The sequence below is a fragment of the Luteimonas sp. Soil_N_1 genome (assembly GCF_057656255.1).
The window spans coordinates 280,958-297,448 of the sequence record NZ_JBDGKS010000001.1; the positions used below are offsets into that span (position 1 = coordinate 280,958).

The following is a 16,491-nucleotide window of genomic DNA, read 5'->3' on the forward strand; positions in this document are numbered from 1 at the left end:
GTCCGTGACCCATCGCACGCCGACCGACCTCCATGAGCATTCCGCACGATCCCTACACGCCGCCGGCGACCGAAGTCCGCGACACGCCGTCCGAAGCGATGCGCGACGCGCCGTTTTACGTGGTCTCGCCGACGAAGTTCGTCGTGCTGTACGTCGCGACGCTCGGCCTCTACCAGCTGTTCTGGTTCTGGATGCACTGGTCACGCTGGCGCGTGGGCCGCAACGAGACGATCTGGCCGGTGCCGCGCGCGCTGTTCGGCCTGTTCTATGCCCACGCACTGGCGCGCCGCATCGACCGCACGCTGGTGGAACGCGGCATCGTGCGGCGCTGGTGGCCGATGGCGCTGGCCACCGTATTCGTCGTCATGGAAGTGCTCAACTACGGCAGCGCGATCGCGTGGCCGTGGCTGGTGTTCCGCGTGTCGAACGCGTGGCTGTGGCTCGAGTGGCTCGGCGTGATCGTGATTCCGCTCAACTGCTTGTGCCTGTTGCGCATCCAGCTCGCAGCGAATGCAGCCTGCGGCGATCCGGATGCGCGCAGCAACCGCCGCTTCACCATCTACAACGTCGCATGGATCATGGTCGGCATCGGCGCGACCGCGTGGACGGTCTACGACGGCCTGCGCACCGGCACGCTCTGATCCATCCAGTGGCACGCGGCATGCGCACGCGTTCGACCACATCCGGCGCGCTCTGCATCGCCAGGCCTTCGGCGCGGCCAGCGCTGCAGAACTCCGGTGTTGATCGATCTCGCGTGTTGATCGCCTGCGATGCGGTGATCGGACACTGCCGCTAGACTTGCAGCAACTACGGACGCTTCATTGCCATGCACGGAACGCCAGGCGCTTCAATCATCAACCCATGCGTATGTGACGCGTCCGATCGGCTCGGTGCCGGGTTCGCGGCTGCGGATCCCTTTCCGCATCTGGTTATCGACGATTTCCTCGCGCCCGGCTTCGCGGAGCGCCTGCTCGCAGAGTTTCCGGCGTTCGAGCAGGGCAACTTCGTCGGCGACGATGGACAGCCCGGTGGCAAGTCCACGTCCGACAAAGTGCGTCAGTTGGGGCCGGCCTTCCGCGAGCTGGACGATGCCATCCAGAGCCCGGAATTCCTGCGGACGCTGTCGCGTCTGACCGGCATCGACGGGCTGATCTACGACCCCTGGTATCTGGGCGGCGGGACGCACGAGAACCGCAGCGGCATGAGTCTGGACCCGCATGTGGATTTCAACTTCCATCCCAGCGAACGCTGGCACCGGCGGTTGAATCTGATCGTGTACCTCAATCCGGAATGGGAGCCGCAGTGGGGCGGGTGTTTCGAGCTGTTCCGCGATCCGCATGCGTCACCGCAACCGGACGTCACCATCCCGCCCGCTTTCAACCGCTGCGCCCTCTTTGAGACCTCCGAACGCTCGTGGCACGGCTTCGACATGATCCAGCTGCCGCCCGAGCGCGCGGGTCTCACCCGCCGCTCGATCGCGCTCTACTTCTATACGAAGGACCGGCCGGCTGAAGAGATCGCCGAGCGCCACACGACCTATTACGTCAACCGCCAGCTGCCCGAGCGCTTCGCCGAAGGCAGGGTGCTCGATCCTGGAGACGTCGCGGAAGTGCAGGGTCTTCTTGCACAGCGGGATGCGCATATCCGGATGCTGTACGCGGAGAACACCGCGCTCCGGAAAGCCCAGGACACCGGGTTCGGCGGTCAGCTGCTCTATCTGGCCAAGCGCGCCTACGTCCGCTTCCGCCGCTGATCGATACGAAGCCGACGCTGTGGTGTGCCCGGTCGGGCGACCCGAGTCGCGGCGCGATCCGCCCTGTCGACAGGCAGACCGCGTCTAACGGCGCGCAGCCAATCGCAAGCCGCGCGGCGTGAGCACGCGTTCGGCGATCTCGAACACGCCCTGCACCGCCAGCGCGAGCAGCGCCGCCGGCACGGCGCCTTCGAGGATCAGGCCGATGTCGTCGAGGCGGATGCCGGTCAGGATCGGCTGGCCGTAACCGCCGGCACCGATCAGTGCGCCGAGCGTTGCTGTGCCGACGTTGATCACCGCCGCGGTCTTGATGCCGGCGAGGATCGTGCGCAAGGCCAGCGGCAGCTCTACGCGCCATAAACGCGTGCCGGCCGGCAGCCCGATCGCCGCGGCGGTCTCGCGCAACTCGAGCGGAATGCCGGTCAGTCCCGCATGCGTGTTGCGCACGATCGGCAGCAGGCTGTAGAGGAACAGCGCGGCGATCGCAGGACCGGCGCCGATGCCGAACAGCGGAATCATGAAGACGAACACCGCCAGCGACGGCAGCGTCTGCAGCACACCGGTCAGCGCGAGCACGGCCTGTCCGAGGCGCGGCCGACGGGCAGCGAGAATGCCCAGCGGCAATGCGACCAGCAGCGCGGCGCCGAGCGAGATGCCGACCAGCGCGAGGTGTTCGCGCGTGCGCTGCCAGATGCGTGCGACGCGTTCGTCGCTGTCGGGCGCTTCCAGTCCCAGCCAGTCGGCCGCGACGGCGGATTCCGCTTCGCGGTCGAGCTTCACGCGTGCGTTGAGCCGCTGCATCGTCGCCGCATCGATGCGCCCCTCCAGCCCGTGCAGCGCATCGCGCAACGCCGGCGCGCGCTGCGCCAGATCGCTGCGGTAGAGATAGACCGCCGCATAGGACGGGAAGTACTGGCGATCGTCGCGCAGCACGACGAGGTCGTGATACGGAATCTCGGCATCGGTGCGATAAAGATCGGTCGCGTCGATCGCACCGTTGGCGAGTGCGCGATACGCCAGGTCGTGATCGAGACCATCGGGCGACTGCGGCAGCGCATACGCGTCGCGCAGACCGGGCCAGCCGTCGGCGCGCGACATGAACTCGTTGCTCAGGCCGAGCCGCAGCGTGGGATGCGCGCGCAGGTCCGACAGCGTGCGGATGCCGAGTCCGGCCGCGTGCGCACGCCGCATGCCCAGCGCGTAGCTGTTGTCGAAGCCGAGCGGTGCGGTCATCGCCAGGCCTTCGCGCGCGAGCGCCGCCTGCATTGCCGCGACATCGGCACCCGGCATCTGCAGCAGCTCATCGGCCAGCGTGCCGGTGTACTCGGCGTAGGCGTCGATGCTGCCGTCCTGCAACGCGCGCCACAGGATGCGGGTGCCGCCGAGCTGGCGCTGGTGGCGCACGTCGGCGCCGGCGTCGCGACCCGCCTGGGTCGCGATCTCGCCGAGCAGTACCCCTTCGGTGAAGTTCTTCGAGCCGACGACGACCGGCGCGGCGAACACACCGCCGCACACGAACATCAGCAACGCCGCGACGGCGTACCGCACGCCCGGCCTCACGCGGCATCCTCGACGCTGCGCTGCGCGGTCATGAAGGCGCGCACGAACGGTTCGGCCGGCGCCTCGAGCAGGGTCCGCGGCACGCCCTGCTGGACGATGCGTCCGTCGCGCAGCAGCACGATGGTGTCGGCGAACCACGCGGCCTCGGCGACGTCGTGGGTCACCAGCACCACGGTCTTGCCGAGGCGTTCGAACAGCGCACGCATCTCGGCCTGCAGGTCGAAGCGGACGATGGGATCGAGTGCGCCCAGCGGCTCGTCGAGCAGCAGTACGTCGGGATCGAGCATCAATGCACGGATCAGGCCCACGCGCTGGCGCTGACCGCCCGACAGTTCCGCCGGATAGCGTCGCAAGGCATCGTCCGGCAGACGGCACAGGGCGGCGAGTTCGCTCGCACGCGCGGTGATGCGTGACGACGACCAGCCCAGCGTGCGCGGCAGCAGACCGACGTTGCCGATCGCATCGAGGTGCGGAAACAGCCCGCCTTCCTGGATCACGTAGCCGATGCGTCGCCGGTGCGCGAGCAGCGCGTCGCGACGCAGCGCGACGCCCTCGAACCGGACCTCGCCGGCATCCGGCCATTCGAGGCCGATCAGCAACCGCAGCAGCGTCGACTTGCCGGCCCCGCTCGGGCCGATCAGCGCCGTCGTTTCGCCCGGCGCAATACGCAGATCGATACCGTCGAGACCGACGGTCGCGCCGAAGCGGCGATACACCTGGTGGAGTTCGAACATGCGGCGACAGTAGCGCAGCGGATGTCGACGGCATCGCGCCGCGGACTGCGTGCTACCGTCGCCCTCCCGCACCGGAGCCGCCCATGTCCCGTCCCCTCCTGACCGTCGCGTGCGCGTTGTTGCTGGTCGCCTGCGGAGGGCGTGACGAGGACGCGGCGCTGCAGGCGCAGACCGCGCCGGGCGCGCCGATGCCGCCTGCGGCCGAGGTCGCCAACGACACGCCGGCCGGGCAGCGGATCGAGGCCGACGTACGCGTGCTGGCGGACGATGCGATGGCTGGACGCGAGACCGGCACCCCCGGATTCGACAGCGCCGCCGAATATGCCGCGCGTCGCTTCGCCGAGGCCGGTCTGCAGCCGGCCGGGGACGACGGCAGCTGGTTCCAGCGCGTGCCGCTGGTGCGCGCGGTTGCGGACCCGGCCGCAGCGACGCTGTCGGTCTCGCGCAACGGCCGCACGATCGCGTTGCGGCCCGGCGACCAGTTCCTGCCGATGCCGGATTTCAACGCCACGCAGGGCGAGGTCACCGCGCCGGCGGTGTTCGTCGGCCAGGCGATCCACGCGCCCGAGCTCGGCCACGACGACTTCACCGGTGTCGAGCTGCAGGGCCGCATTGCGATCGTGTTCGGCGGCGCGCCGCGTGGGTTCGAGCCGAATCCGCAGGCCCACTACGCCAGCCTGCGTACGAAGATCGAGGCCGTGGTCGCACGCGGCGCGGTCGGGCTGGTGCTGGTCAACACGGTCGACGACGAGGCGGGCATGCCGTGGACGCGCAGCGTCGCGCAGGCCGGCCGGCCGGCGATGCGTCTGCGCGCTGGCGACGACCGCCCGATCGATGCGCCGGCGCAGCTGCGTGCAAGCGTGCGCGTGGCCGCGTCCGCGGCCGACCTCGTATTCGCCGATGGCCCACGCACGGCCGCACAGCTGTTCGACGCCGCGCGCGCCGGCACGCTCGAACCCTTCGCACTGCCGGGCACCCTGACGCTGCACACGCGTACCCGCATCGACACGCTCGAGTCGCGCAACGTGCTCGGCGTGCTGCCGGGCCGCGATGCCGCGCGCGCCGGCGAGTCGATCGTGCACACCGCGCACCTCGACCACATCGGCACCGGCGCGGCGGTCGACGGCGACGCGATCTACAACGGCGCGCTCGACAACGCGCTGGGCGTCGCCATCCTGATCGAAGCGGCGCGCACGCTGGCAGAAGGCGACACCGCGCCTGCGCGCGGCACGCTGTTCGCCGCGCTGACCGCCGAGGAGCAGGGCCTGCTCGGTGCCGAATGGCTGGCGCGGCATCCGCCGACCGCAGCCGGCAGCCTCGTCGCCAACCTCAACATCGACATGCCGATCCTGACCGCGCCCACGCGCGACATCGTCGCGATCGGCAGCGAGCACTCCACGCTGTCGGCCGCGGTCACGCAGGCGGCGTCCGAAGTCGGTGTCGACGTCTCGCCGGATCCGTTCCCCGAAGAAGTCGCGTTCGTCCGCAGCGACCAGTACGCCTTCGTGCGTGCCGGCATTCCCGCGCTGTATCTCGATGCCGGCGTTGCGCCCGCCAACGACAACCAGGATCCGAAAGTCGCGGCCACATGGTTCCTGCGCAACTGCTACCACCAGCCCTGTGACCAGGTGGATCTGCCGATCCAGTACGGCGACGCCGCGCGGATGGCGCAGGTCGTCGTCGCACTGACGCGTATCGTCGGCGACGCGGATGCACCGCCGCGCTGGAACGACGGCGACTTCTTCGGCACGCGTTTCGGCGCTTCTGCCACACGCTGAGCCGGCACCACGCGCTGGGGTGACCCGCCGACCGACCACGGCTGACGCACGCCCAGCGCGCGTGACGCTTCAGCCGCCGACAGGCGAGGCGCAGGTATCCTCGGCGCCAATCCAGAAACCGGCGTCCGTCGCATGCGTCTTCGCACCCCGTTCCGCCATGCGCGTATCGCGCTGCTCGTCGCCGGCCTGTGCGTGCTTGCCGCCTGCGGTCGTGACGACGTGCGTCCGACGCCGCCGGTCGCCGTGCAGCCGACCACACCCGCACCTGTGGCGCCGCGTCCGCAGCCGGCGCGCATCGGCCTGGCGCTCGGTGGCGGCGCGGCGAAGGGTTTCGCGCACATCGGCGTGATCAAGATGCTGGAGGCCAACGGCATCAAGGCCGATGTCGTCGCCGGCACCAGTGCCGGCAGCGTGGTCGGCGCGCTGTACGCCAGCGGCATGGATCCGTTCCAGATGCAGGAACGCGCGGTCGCGCTCGACGAGTCGAGCATCCGCGATGTGCGCCTGTTCTCCGGTGGCCTGGTGCAGGGCGTCGCGTTGCAGAACTACGTCAACCAGCAGGTGGAGAACCGCACCCTCGACCGCATGCGCATTCCGTTCGCCGCCGTCGCGACGCGCCTGGAAACCGGCGACCGCATCGTGTTCGTGCGCGGCAATACCGGCCAGGCGGTGCGCGCATCGAGCAGCGTGCCCGGCGTGTTCGAGCCGGTGAAGATCGGCGACCGGCATTACGTCGATGGCGGCGTCGTGAGTCCGGTGCCGGTGGATGCGGCCAAGCAGCTCGGCGCCGATCTCGTGATCGCGGTCGACATCTCCAGCCGGGCCAGCGGTGTGATGCCCGGCAGCATGCTCGGCATCGTCAACCAGTCGATCGCGATCATGGGCCAGAACCTCGGCCGCCAGGAGCTGGCGCGTGCCGACGTGGTGATCCGGCCGCAGGTCAACGACATCGGCCCGGCGAGTTTCGAACAGCGCAATGCAGCGATCCTGCAGGGCGAGCGTGCGGCGCTGGCGGCGATGCCGCAGATCCGCGCGAAGATCGCCGAGGTCGAACGCGCCCGCGCCGCTGCGCGCACGCCGGCCAGGCCGGTGGAACCCGAACCCGTCGACATCGATTGCGGCGACAGCTGGGTGCGTCGACTCAACCCGTTCGCGAAAGAACGCGCCTGCTGATCAGCGCCACGCGTGCTCGCAGCGTCGATTGCATTGCGCATCGCTCACGCATGCGCATGAATGCGTCACCGCACGCATTGCATTCACCGTAAGCGCACACCGCCGGCCGTCACACTGTGCACGGCACGGAAAACCCGCCGCCCGCCGGCGACGCCTCGCACCACCGGAAACACCGCCACGCGTTGCGCGTGGTGACGCGTCCATCGTTCCGTGCCGATCCGCCATCGGCCACGCACATGCGTTGTCGCCATCCATCGACTCGGTGCGGCCCGGCCGCATCCCTGCGAGGACAGACTCCATGCATCCAAACTCTCTCGCCCGGCAACTCGAAATGAGCCTGGGCACCTACCTGCCATCCGTACTCGGCGCAGTCCTCGTGCTGATCGTCGGTCTGATCGTCGCGCTGTTCGTGCGTGGCCTGATCCGCAGTGGTCTGGGCCGCATGCGCGTCAACGAGCGCGTCAACAGCCAGACCGCCTCGCAGCTCGACATCGTCAAGGTCGCGGCGTCGATCGGCTTCTGGTTCATCATCATCGTGACGCTGATCGGTGTCTTCAGCGTGCTGCGGTTCGATGGACTGTACGGACCGTTCTCCGCGCTGGTGACCGAGGTGATGCTGTATCTGCCGCGGATCATCCTGGCCGGTGCACTGGCGCTGGTGGCATGGGTGCTGGCGACGGTGCTGCGCGCGGGCATCAACCGCGTGATGGCGTCCGGACGCTGGGACGAGAAGCTGTCCGAATCCGCAGGCGTGAAGCCGATCTCGGCCGTGCTGGGTGACGTCGTCTACTGGCTGGTGCTGCTGCTGTTCCTGCCGGCGATCGTCGGTGCGCTGCGCATCGAAGGCCTGATGGATCCGCTGACCGGCATGACCGCACAGGTCACGATGATGCTGCCCAACATCTTCGCCGCCGTCGTCATCGGCCTGGTCGGCTGGCTGGTCGCCAAGGTGCTGCGTGGCCTGGTGACGAACCTGCTGGCCGCCTCGGGCGTCGACCGCTTCAGCAACCGCGAGCACCTCACCGAAGGCGTGAAGCTGTCGCAGCTCGGCGGCACGCTCGCCTTCATCCTGGTCATCGTGCCGACGCTGATCGCCGCGCTCGACGCACTGGCGATCCGCGCGATCTCGGATCCGGCGAGCGACATGCTCGGCCTGTTCCTGACCGCCGTGCCCAACATCCTCGCCGCAGCGTTGATCCTGATCGTGGCCTGGTATCTCGGCCGCTTCGTGTCCGGCCTGCTGACTCGCCTGCTGGAGAACCTGGGCTTCGATGGCCTGCCGGCGCGTCTGGGCCTGGGGCATCTGTTCACCGCTGCGCCCGTCACGCCCACGACGCCGGCACCGGTGGACGTGGCGCTGGAAACGGCCGATCCGGTCGCTGCCGCTGGCACGCCGGAACCGGGCCTGCCGATCGGCACCACGCATGCACCGCCGATCGATGCCGTCCCGCGCAATGGCCTCTCGGCCTTCGTCGGCCGCGTCGCCCTGTTCTTCATCATGCTGTTCGCCACCGTTGAAGCAGCGCATCGTCTGGGTTTCACCGGCGTGCGTGATCTGCTGGCGACCTTCATCGCATTCGGCGGCGACATCCTGCTGGGCGCGGTGATCCTGGTCGTCGGCTACTGGCTGGCCGATCTGGCGGCGCGCGCGATCCAGCGTGCGAATCCCGATCGCAGCGTCGGTCTGTCGCGCATCGCGCGGGTCGCCATTCTCGGCCTGGTGATCGCGATGGGTCTGCGTGCGATGGGCATCGCCGACGACATCGTCAATCTGGCCTTCGGTCTGGTGCTGGGTGCGGTCGCCGTCGCGACGGCCCTGGCGTTCGGCCTCGGCGGCCGCGAGGCTGCCGGTCGCGTTGCCGACCGCTGGGCAAAGGGCTACCTCGAGCGTCGCCGCGACGACGACGTGCCGCCACGCTGATCGCAAAGGCGTCAGGACACACGGTCCGCCCGGCAGGGCGGGCCGTGTGGCCATGAGGCGCCGCAACGGAATACGGGGAATGGAACTGAATATCCCCGCGCATCCTTAACGCATTCATGCAGCGCCCCCGCATAATCCTGCGACGCGCATGTCCGCGCGTCGTCCGCCCTGGAGTTGTCGCATGCGCGTGAGTTCATTGACGCTGGCCCTGTCGTTGCTGGTGTCGCCCGTGGTATTCGCGCAGGCTCCGCCGGTCGACGACGCACCCGTCCAGGACGCCCCGGTCGACGCAGCGCCGGTCGATGAAGCGCCCGCCGAGGCGGTGCCCGCGACACCCGCCGACGAAGCGGATGCCGCGATGGCAGCCGTGGACGATCCCGGCGCCGGCGAACAAGCCGCCAGTCGCGTGCCGCTGCAGGAAATCCGTCGCTACGTCGGCGTGTTCAATGCCGTGCGCCAGGCCTACGTCGAGCCAGTCGAGGACCGCAAGCTGATGTCCTCGGCCATCCGCGGCCTGCTGCTCGATCTCGATCCGCACAGCGTCTACATGGAAAAGGAAGCCGCAGAGGCCTTCGACGAGGGCACCGAGGGCGCCTACGACGGCATCGGCGTCGAGGTCATGTATCTGCCCGATGGCAGCCTGCGCGTCATCGCGCCCATCGACGGTACGCCGGCCGCGAAGGCGGGCATCCGCGCCGGTGACGTGATCATCAGCGTCGACGGCCGCTCGTTGACCCCCAGCGACCATGAAGGCGCAGGCCCGCTGCGGGGCGCACCCGGGACGTCGGTCATGGTGGGCGTCCTGCGCGACGGTGAGACCGCGCCGCTCGACATCCGCGTCGACCGCGAGACCATCCGCGTGGTCAGCGTCCGTGGCCGCATTCTCGAGCCGGGCTATGGCTACATCCGCCTGAGCCAGTTCCAGGTGGAAACCGCGGCGGACTTCGCCCGCACCCTGGGCGAACTCAAGCAGCAGTCCGGCGGCACCTTGCGCGGCCTCGTGCTCGATCTGCGCAGCAATCCCGGCGGCCTGCTGACCGGCGCGGTGCAGATCGCCGACGACCTGCTCGACAGCGGCAAGATCGTCAGCACACGCGGCCGCATTCCGATCAGCGACGCCGAGTTCAGCGCCACGCCGGGCGATCTGCTCGACGGCGCCCCGATCGTGGTGCTGGTGGACGTGGGCTCGGCCAGTGCGTCCGAGGTGCTGGCCGGTGCATTGCGCGACAACAACCGTGCCCGCGTCGTCGGCAGCCGCACTTTCGGCAAGGGCTCGGTGCAGACCGTGCTGCCGCTCGACAATGGCGACTCGGTCAAGCTGACCACCGCGCGTTACTACACGCCCAGTGGCCGTTCGATCCAGGCCCGCGGTATCGACCCCGACACCACGCTGCGCCCCGAAGGCGCCGATGCGGCCGATCCGAACGCCCCGCGTGCTGCCAGTGCGTACACCGAAGCCAATCTGCCCGGACACCTGCAGGGCGATGAGGAAGACGGCGCCACCGGTGGCGAAGCGCTGCCCGGCGATGCACCGATCAACGCCGCGCTGGCCGAGCTGAAGAAGCCGTGGGTGCCTACCGCACAGGTACACGCTGAAGACACGCCGCCCGCGACCGCACCGGCAGCGCCACCGGCGGCTGCCCCCGCCACGGAACCGGCGCCTGTCGACGCACCTGCGGATGCCCCGACGTCGCCGGATGCGGACACGCCGTCGGAATCGCCGGAAACCACCCCTTCCGACGTGCCGGCGACGCCCACGCCCTGAGCCGGCAACCTCGTATGCCGCGTGCCCGGTCGACACGGACGGGCATGCAGGCACACGGGCCGACCGGGCGCGGCCTGCGTGGCATCTAGCCCCGCGTGACCACCCACCAGCCAAGCGCTGCCAGCAGTACGCCCAGCAGCACACTGGCGACGACATACACCGCCGCCATCGCCACGTCGCCGCGCCGGAGCAGCGCCAGCGTCTCCAGGCCGAACGCCGAGAATGTGGTGAACCCGCCCATCACGCCGACGATCAGCATCGTCCGCACATCCGGCGTGAACCAGCCATGCCGCGCGATCCCGCCAGCCAGCAGGCCCGCCACCAGGCAACCCAGAAGATTCACCGCGAACGTGCCGACCGGAAACCGCGGCGGACCACCCGCGCTTGCGCCTGCGAACTGCAGCATCCAGACGGACACCTGGTACCGGCAGACCGAGCCGAATGCACCGCCCAGTGCGATGAGTGCGAGCCGGTTCAACGCACGTGCCCCGGCAAGCGCATGAGCGCCGTCACGCCAGGAGGGGGGCACGTCAGAGTCATCGGGAATACCTGCGCCATCATGTCCCCGGATGCGGCAAATCACCGCACGGACCATCGCAGAATTGGTGCGCCTGGAGGGATTCGAACCCCCGACCAATGGCTTCGGAAGCCACTACTCTATCCGGCTGAGCTACAGGCGCGTCGTCCACGCCATGCCGCAAGAACGGGCAGGGCGGTCGCGCATTGTAGCGAAACCGCGTACCGGCAGACAGCCTCCACGTCTCCGTCCGAGCATCGTCTACCGGATCGGCAGCACGTTGCGGAATCCATCGCGCCTCCGTCGAACCCGCACACCACCCGATCCAACGTTTCGAGCCCTCTCCACACGTGAACTGGTCCCGCCTCACCCTGCTTGGCGACGCCGCCCTGGTGCTGCCGCTGCTCGCCGCGGCCATCGCCGGACTCGCGACCCAGGGACCGGCGCAACGCCGCGCCGCGCTCCAGTGGGCGCTGCTCATCGTCGTCAGCCTGCTGCTCGTCGCCGCCAGCAAGATCGCCTTCTACGGCTGGGGCACCGGCATCCGTCGCTGGAACCTCACGTGCTTCAGTGGCCACACCGTGACCGCGTGGCTCGCCTGGCCGGCCATGCTGATGCTGTTGGCACCGGTGCGGATGCGCGCGCTGCGCATGACCTTGCTCGCCACCGGAATCGTCGTCGCCATGCTGGTGGGCTGGTCCCGCGTCCCGATCGGCGCGCACCCCGTCAGCGAAGTCATCGCCGGCACCGTGCTGGGTGGAACCGCGGCGTGTTGGAGCGTACGCGCGCTCTGGCAACAAGCGCTCGATACGCGCGCGATCGCCTTGTCGCTCGCACTGCTGCTCGCTTTGGGCTTTCTCGCACAAGTCGGCCTGGAGCACCCGCATGCGGAGCGCTGGTTCCAGAAGATTGGCACTTCACTTTCTGGCGCCGATCGCCCCGTCAATCGCACGCGATGGCACAGGCAGCTTCGAGACACGACGGTAAAAGTTGTCACTCCCGGCCGCGCTAGCGCTCAGAACTTCGGATCGCAGTGCCAACGCCATGCGGTCTCGATGATTTCGGGCAATGAGGTGTAACGCGGTGTCCAGCCGAGCTCCCGACGCGCCAGATCGCTGGCTGCGACCAGCACTGCCGGATCGCCCGCACGACGTGGGGCTAGATCCCAGGGCACGCTGCGCCCGCCCACCGCCTCGGCAGCAGCAATCACCTCGCGTACCGAGAATCCTTGTCCGTTACCCAGGTTGAATGCGTGCGCGCCCGGACGCGTGTCCATGTAAGCCAACGCCTGCCAATGGGCCTGCGCCAGATCGTCGACGTGGATGTAATCGCGCACACAGGTACCGTCAGGCGTCGGCCAATCGTCACCGAACACCTTGAGCCGGTCGCCTCTCCCTAAGGCAGCGCGCAGCACATTCGGGATCAGATGCGTCTCGGGCGTATGCGCCTCACCGATGTCCCCATCCGCGCTCGCACCAGCAGCATTGAAATAACGCAGGCAGACCGAGCGCAGCCCGTAAGCTGTGGCCGCGTCGGCCAATACCCGCTCCACCATCAGCTTGCTGGCGCCATAGGGATTGATCGGCGCCTTGGGATGCAACTCGTCGATGCGCTCGGACACCGGCTCGCCGAACACAGCCGCCGTCGACGAGAACACGATCTTCCCAACGCCATGCCGCTGCATCGCCCGCAACAGGTTGAGCGTGCCCACCACGTTGTTGTCGTAGTAGTCGTACGGCTGTTGCATCGACTCGCCCACCAGCGAGCGTGCACAGAAGTGCATTACCGCCTCGAAGGGCCCAAGCGCGAAGGCCGAATCCAACGACGTCGGTTCCAGCAGATCCGCCTCGATCAACTGCCCGAAGCGCACCGCTTCGCGGTGCCCGGTCGACAGGTTGTCTAGCACAACGACATCGGCGCCGTGCCGATCGAGCCATTTAGCCATATGACTACCTATGTAGCCAGCGCCGCCGCAAACCAGAATCCGCTGATTCATCCGATTACTCACCCAACCGTCCCGTCATTCCAGCGCAAGCTGGTCCATTCAAAGCGTCCTCCCGGCGAAGGCCGGGATCCAGTGTTTTTACCGTGTGTCGGAGCAGCGCCGGACGTATCAGAAATAGGCCCGCGTATTCGCATGAATCTCCGAATCCGCCAGCCCTTCTTCGGCTTCCACCCATCGATACCCGCTGTGCTGATCTACAGGCAGGTCGAGGGAATCCGGATCCACAAGCAGCACGTGCGCCAACACCACATAGTGCGTACCTGCAGGACCTCCGGTGAAGTCTTCGGCATAGAAATGCTCGTGCACCACGGCAGGTCCGGCATCGCTGCGCGCAAACGTCCGCCCCAGTTCGGCTGCAGTAATCCGGCGGAACGCGTCATCCAGCGTCTCGTCCTTTCGAACTCGACCCCCTGGCGCAAACCAGAATCCCTGCGCCGGCGGATTGGTCCGAAATCCGACCAGCAATCGCCCTGCAAGATCGCGCACCAGCAGATCGATCGACACCAACGGCGCATTCGCCACCACTGTCAAGAACACCTCTTTCGACAACATCGACACTGACAAACTCCAGCTTCAAAGCCCTCTCCAGATATGAAAGAGGGCTGGAGGGGCAAGCCGTCAGTCTACAAAGATCCAACTGCGAGCGATCCCCTGGACCAGCCCTGCGAACAGGCGTTCAACCCCGCCCATACACATCCTCGAACCGCACGATATCGTCTTCCCTCAGGTAACTGCCCGACTGCACCTCGATCAGCTCCAGTGGCACTTTGCCCGGGTTCTCCAGCCGATGCGTCGTCCCTAGGGGGATGTACGTGCTCTGGTTCTCGCTCAACAGCAACGTCTCCTCACCGCAGGTCACACGCGCCGTACCGCGCACGACTATCCAATGCTCCGCACGGTGGTGATGCATCTGCAGGCTCAACGCCGCGCCCGGCTTCACGGTGATGCGCTTGACCTGGAAACGGTCGCCGGAATCGATCGAGTCATACGCGCCCCAAGGCCGGTAGACCTTGCGATGCAGGCTTGCCTCCGGCCGGGACTCGCGCTTGAGCTGCGCCACCACGTCCTTGACCTGCTGCACCTTGTCGCGGTGTGCTACCAGCAACGTATCGTCGGTATCTACAACTACCACATCGTCCAGGCCCAGCAACGTAACCAGGCGACCGTCTCCCCACGCAAGCGTGTTGCGGCAATCCAGCGCGATCACATCGCCATGGTGCGCATTGCCGTCGCCATCCTGCTCGGCCACCGACCACAACGCCGACCAGCTGCCGATGTCGTTCCAGCCCACCGAGATCGGCAGCACGGCCGCATCGGCGGTCTTCTCCATCACCGCATAGTCGATCGAGTCCGACGGACACGCCTCGAACGCAGCTTTGTCCAAGCGCACGAAATCTGGATCGCGCTTCGCGCCCTCGAACGCGGCCTTGCAGGCCGCCAGCATCGCCGGCTGATGTCGACCCAACTCTTCCAGATAGCGCGACGCACGGAATAGGAACATGCCGCTGTTCCAGAAGTACGCGCCAGACGCCAGATACTCTGCCGCTGTGACCGCATCCGGCTTCTCGACGAACTCCGCTACAGCGCGCACGCCATCACCGGTCTCTGCACGTATGTAGCCGTAGCCGGTTTCAGGCGCAGTCGGCACGATACTGAAGGTCACCAGCTTTCCAGCGTCTGCGGCGGCAGCCGCTTCGGCGACAGCTGCGCGGAACCCGGCGGCGTCGGACACCACGTGATCCGAGGGCAGCACCAACATCAATGGATCGGCACCATCGGCCATCGCCTGGAGTGCAGCGACTGCGATCGCGGGCGCGGTGTTGCGGCCAACGGGCTCCAACAAGATTGCCGAGGGCGTGCATCCGGCCTCACGCAACTGCTCGGCCACCATGAAGCGGTGGTCCTCGTTGCTGACGACGATCGGCGCAGATGTCGCCAGCGCCGACACCCGGTGCCAGGTCGCCTGCAGCATCGTGTCCTTGCCTGCGAGGGACAGGAACTGCTTGGGATAGACCTCGCGCGAAAGGGGCCAAAGTCGGGTACCGGACCCGCCGGAGAGAATGACTGGAAGCATGAGAAACTAGGCCTTAGTTAACAGCAAACCTTAAGGAATTTCCCGGACAACCAACCCGTTTTGTTAAAGCGCGATTAATCTTCCCAGTCCAATAAATCAAAAACTGGCTTCCGTGGGCTTGCGAAATGTTTTGCGCTAAAGAGAGGGGCGGATGTACGGGGTGCTTAGACCCAACAGCGATGCGGTGGGTTTAGTTCAGCGTTTTTCTAGCGCGGCCTGGAGAACGCTAATTATTTTAATCGCAAAAGCTTCTTCCGTGAACCGATTCTTGGCGAGGACGCGATTATGCTCAGAAAACTTCTCGATATCTGCCGGCAGGTTCTCGGAAATCGACCGAAGTACCCTCAGTAACTCGCCTGAATCTTTCGCTCGAACTATATATCCATTCTCTTTCTGAACGATGTCGGGAATTCCGGCGTGAGCAGTCGTAACAATGATATTGCCAGCTGCCATACCTTCAATAAGAGCTATTGGCTGCCCCTCCATAACATAGTATGTCGGTAAAACGAGCACGTTCGAATCGAGCAGCAGCCGTAACTTCGTTTCGCCAGACACTACTCCAAGGTACTGAACCTTGGAACCCAGGGCCTTCATCCGCGTTGATAGCTCTTCGGTGAGACCATCCTCGACATGCCCAGCGATACTCGCCGTAAAAGGGATTCCTGATTCAAGCAGGCCGCCGAGCGCGTCTAGTAATTCGAAAATCCCTTTCTCTTTCATGAGATTGCTGAGCCAAAGTATTCTCAGCAGATCTACATTTTTTTCGGTGCGGGGATGATCAGTCAAATCGCGACCCGCGAAGTTCTCGACAACATGAACTCTATCATCGAGGATCAGTTCGGAAAAATTTGCACGAAGCGTCTCAGAGAGAACGATTCCAGCAGATGCTCTGCAGGCAAAGAATCGCAGGCTTCTCTTTTTTACCCCCTTGAGCTGAGCATAGTGTTTGCCCAGATGATTTCCATGAGAGTGCAGTACATAAGGCACGCGAAGAATCAAGCCAGCAAGAAGGAACGGCGCGTACTTCATGACACCGAAGTAAGTGTGTCCTGGAGTAGCATATATAACATCCGAGCCAAAGACTTTGTAAACTTGAAGGTATGTTTTGAGAAAGCGAAGGATCTTCAAGATGGAAAATTTTGCGCCCTGGTCCGACGAGATCTGGGCGGAGGCGGTATTAATAATTCTAATTTCGTTACCAGCCTGCGCCG

At 66.4% G+C, this 16,491-nt stretch carries 14 protein-coding genes and 1 tRNA gene; 7 read left to right on the forward strand and 8 right to left on the reverse strand.

Going from position 1 to position 16,491, the window contains the following annotated elements:
• Nucleotides 1-32 precede the first annotated feature (32 nt).
• Together AC3A4E_RS01405 and AC3A4E_RS01410 are read left to right on the forward strand one after the other, a co-directional pair.
• Nucleotides 33-641: a hypothetical protein gene (locus AC3A4E_RS01405; protein WP_487629794.1), complete on the forward strand. Its 609-nt coding sequence runs from the start codon at nt 33-35 to the stop codon at nt 639-641.
• A gap of 185 nt (nt 642-826) precedes the next feature.
• Nucleotides 827-1,753 (forward strand): 2OG-Fe(II) oxygenase, encoded by a 927-nt coding sequence (locus AC3A4E_RS01410; protein ID WP_487629795.1) that lies wholly within the window; start codon nt 827-829, stop codon nt 1,751-1,753.
• Between the two features lie 84 nt (nt 1,754-1,837).
• Here the strand turns inward: AC3A4E_RS01410 and AC3A4E_RS01415 are convergent, their stop codons facing one another.
• The gene (locus tag AC3A4E_RS01415; protein WP_487631987.1) at nt 1,838-3,274 is read right to left on the reverse strand and encodes an ABC transporter permease/substrate-binding protein; all 1,437 of its coding nucleotides are present in this window, start codon (nt 3,272-3,274) and stop codon (nt 1,838-1,840) included.
• Nucleotides 3,275-3,309: 35 nt separating this feature from the next.
• Nucleotides 3,310-4,047: an ATP-binding cassette domain-containing protein gene (locus AC3A4E_RS01420; protein WP_487629796.1), complete on the reverse strand. Its 738-nt coding sequence runs from the start codon at nt 4,045-4,047 to the stop codon at nt 3,310-3,312.
• Nucleotides 4,048-4,130: 83 nt separating this feature from the next.
• Here AC3A4E_RS01420 and AC3A4E_RS01425 point away from each other — a divergent pair, with 83 nt between their 5' ends.
• The 4 genes from AC3A4E_RS01425 (at nt 4,131) to AC3A4E_RS01440 (ending at nt 10,684) form a co-directional block, all read left to right on the forward strand.
• Nucleotides 4,131-5,825: a M28 family peptidase gene (locus AC3A4E_RS01425; RefSeq protein ID WP_487629797.1), complete on the forward strand. Its 1,695-nt coding sequence runs from the start codon at nt 4,131-4,133 to the stop codon at nt 5,823-5,825.
• A gap of 132 nt (nt 5,826-5,957) precedes the next feature.
• Nucleotides 5,958-6,998, forward strand: a complete 1,041-nt coding sequence (locus tag AC3A4E_RS01430; RefSeq protein ID WP_487629798.1) for a patatin-like phospholipase family protein — start codon at nt 5,958-5,960, stop codon at nt 6,996-6,998.
• 298 nt (nt 6,999-7,296) lie between these two features.
• The gene (locus AC3A4E_RS01435; protein ID WP_487629799.1) at nt 7,297-8,919 is read left to right on the forward strand and encodes a mechanosensitive ion channel; all 1,623 of its coding nucleotides are present in this window, start codon (nt 7,297-7,299) and stop codon (nt 8,917-8,919) included.
• Nucleotides 8,920-9,100: 181 nt separating this feature from the next.
• Complete coding sequence (locus AC3A4E_RS01440; RefSeq protein ID WP_487629800.1) at nt 9,101-10,684, forward strand: S41 family peptidase; 1,584 nt, start codon at nt 9,101-9,103, stop codon at nt 10,682-10,684.
• A gap of 85 nt (nt 10,685-10,769) precedes the next feature.
• On the opposite strand, the gene crcB is transcribed toward AC3A4E_RS01440, so the two are convergent.
• Together crcB and AC3A4E_RS01450 are read right to left on the reverse strand one after the other, a co-directional pair.
• A complete protein-coding gene (crcB, locus tag AC3A4E_RS01445) occupies nt 10,770-11,213 on the reverse strand; it encodes a fluoride efflux transporter CrcB (protein ID WP_487629801.1) in 444 nt (147 codons plus the stop codon).
• 74 nt (nt 11,214-11,287) lie between these two features.
• Nucleotides 11,288-11,364, reverse strand: a tRNA-Arg gene (locus tag AC3A4E_RS01450).
• 187 nt (nt 11,365-11,551) lie between these two features.
• Between AC3A4E_RS01450 and AC3A4E_RS01455 the strand changes: the two genes are divergently transcribed.
• Entirely contained in the window at nt 11,552-12,280 is a 729-nt protein-coding gene (locus AC3A4E_RS01455) for a phosphatase PAP2 family protein (protein ID WP_487629802.1), read from the forward strand.
• Here the strand turns inward: AC3A4E_RS01455 and galE are convergent.
• The 4 genes from galE to AC3A4E_RS01475 all read right to left on the reverse strand — a co-directional run bounded on the left by galE (nt 12,217) and on the right by AC3A4E_RS01475 (nt 16,309).
• Nucleotides 12,217-13,197 (reverse strand): UDP-glucose 4-epimerase GalE, encoded by a 981-nt coding sequence (gene galE / locus AC3A4E_RS01460; protein WP_487629803.1) that lies wholly within the window; start codon nt 13,195-13,197, stop codon nt 12,217-12,219. The genes AC3A4E_RS01455 and galE overlap by 64 nt on opposite strands.
• Before the next feature lie 117 nt (nt 13,198-13,314).
• The gene (locus AC3A4E_RS01465) at nt 13,315-13,758 is read right to left on the reverse strand and encodes a GDP-mannose mannosyl hydrolase (protein WP_487631988.1); all 444 of its coding nucleotides are present in this window, start codon (nt 13,756-13,758) and stop codon (nt 13,315-13,317) included.
• Between the two features lie 124 nt (nt 13,759-13,882).
• Entirely contained in the window at nt 13,883-15,280 is a 1,398-nt protein-coding gene (locus tag AC3A4E_RS01470; protein WP_487629804.1) for a mannose-1-phosphate guanylyltransferase/mannose-6-phosphate isomerase, read from the reverse strand.
• A gap of 195 nt (nt 15,281-15,475) precedes the next feature.
• Nucleotides 15,476-16,309, reverse strand: coding sequence for a glycosyltransferase family 4 protein (locus tag AC3A4E_RS01475; protein WP_487629805.1), 834 nt, complete (start codon nt 16,307-16,309; stop codon nt 15,476-15,478).
• Nucleotides 16,310-16,491: the final 182 nt, after the last annotated feature.

Coding starts and splice junctions, on each gene's coding strand:
- AC3A4E_RS01405 (WP_487629794.1), top strand. CDS start 33: ATGAGCATTCCGCACGATCCCTACACGCCGCCGGCGACCGAAGTCCGC.
- AC3A4E_RS01410 (WP_487629795.1), top strand. CDS start 827: ATGCACGGAACGCCAGGCGCTTCAATCATCAACCCATGCGTATGTGAC.
- AC3A4E_RS01415 (WP_487631987.1), bottom strand. CDS start 3,274: ATGTTCGTGTGCGGCGGTGTGTTCGCCGCGCCGGTCGTCGTCGGCTCG.
- AC3A4E_RS01420 (WP_487629796.1), bottom strand. CDS start 4,047: ATGTTCGAACTCCACCAGGTGTATCGCCGCTTCGGCGCGACCGTCGGT.
- AC3A4E_RS01425 (WP_487629797.1), top strand. CDS start 4,131: ATGTCCCGTCCCCTCCTGACCGTCGCGTGCGCGTTGTTGCTGGTCGCC.
- AC3A4E_RS01430 (WP_487629798.1), top strand. CDS start 5,958: ATGCGTCTTCGCACCCCGTTCCGCCATGCGCGTATCGCGCTGCTCGTC.
- AC3A4E_RS01435 (WP_487629799.1), top strand. CDS start 7,297: ATGCATCCAAACTCTCTCGCCCGGCAACTCGAAATGAGCCTGGGCACC.
- AC3A4E_RS01440 (WP_487629800.1), top strand. CDS start 9,101: ATGCGCGTGAGTTCATTGACGCTGGCCCTGTCGTTGCTGGTGTCGCCC.
- galE (WP_487629803.1), bottom strand. CDS start 13,197: ATGAATCAGCGGATTCTGGTTTGCGGCGGCGCTGGCTACATAGGTAGT.
- AC3A4E_RS01465 (WP_487631988.1), bottom strand. CDS start 13,758: ATGTTGTCGAAAGAGGTGTTCTTGACAGTGGTGGCGAATGCGCCGTTG.
- AC3A4E_RS01470 (WP_487629804.1), bottom strand. CDS start 15,280: ATGCTTCCAGTCATTCTCTCCGGCGGGTCCGGTACCCGACTTTGGCCC.
- AC3A4E_RS01475 (WP_487629805.1), bottom strand. CDS start 16,309: ATGAAGTACGCGCCGTTCCTTCTTGCTGGCTTGATTCTTCGCGTGCCT.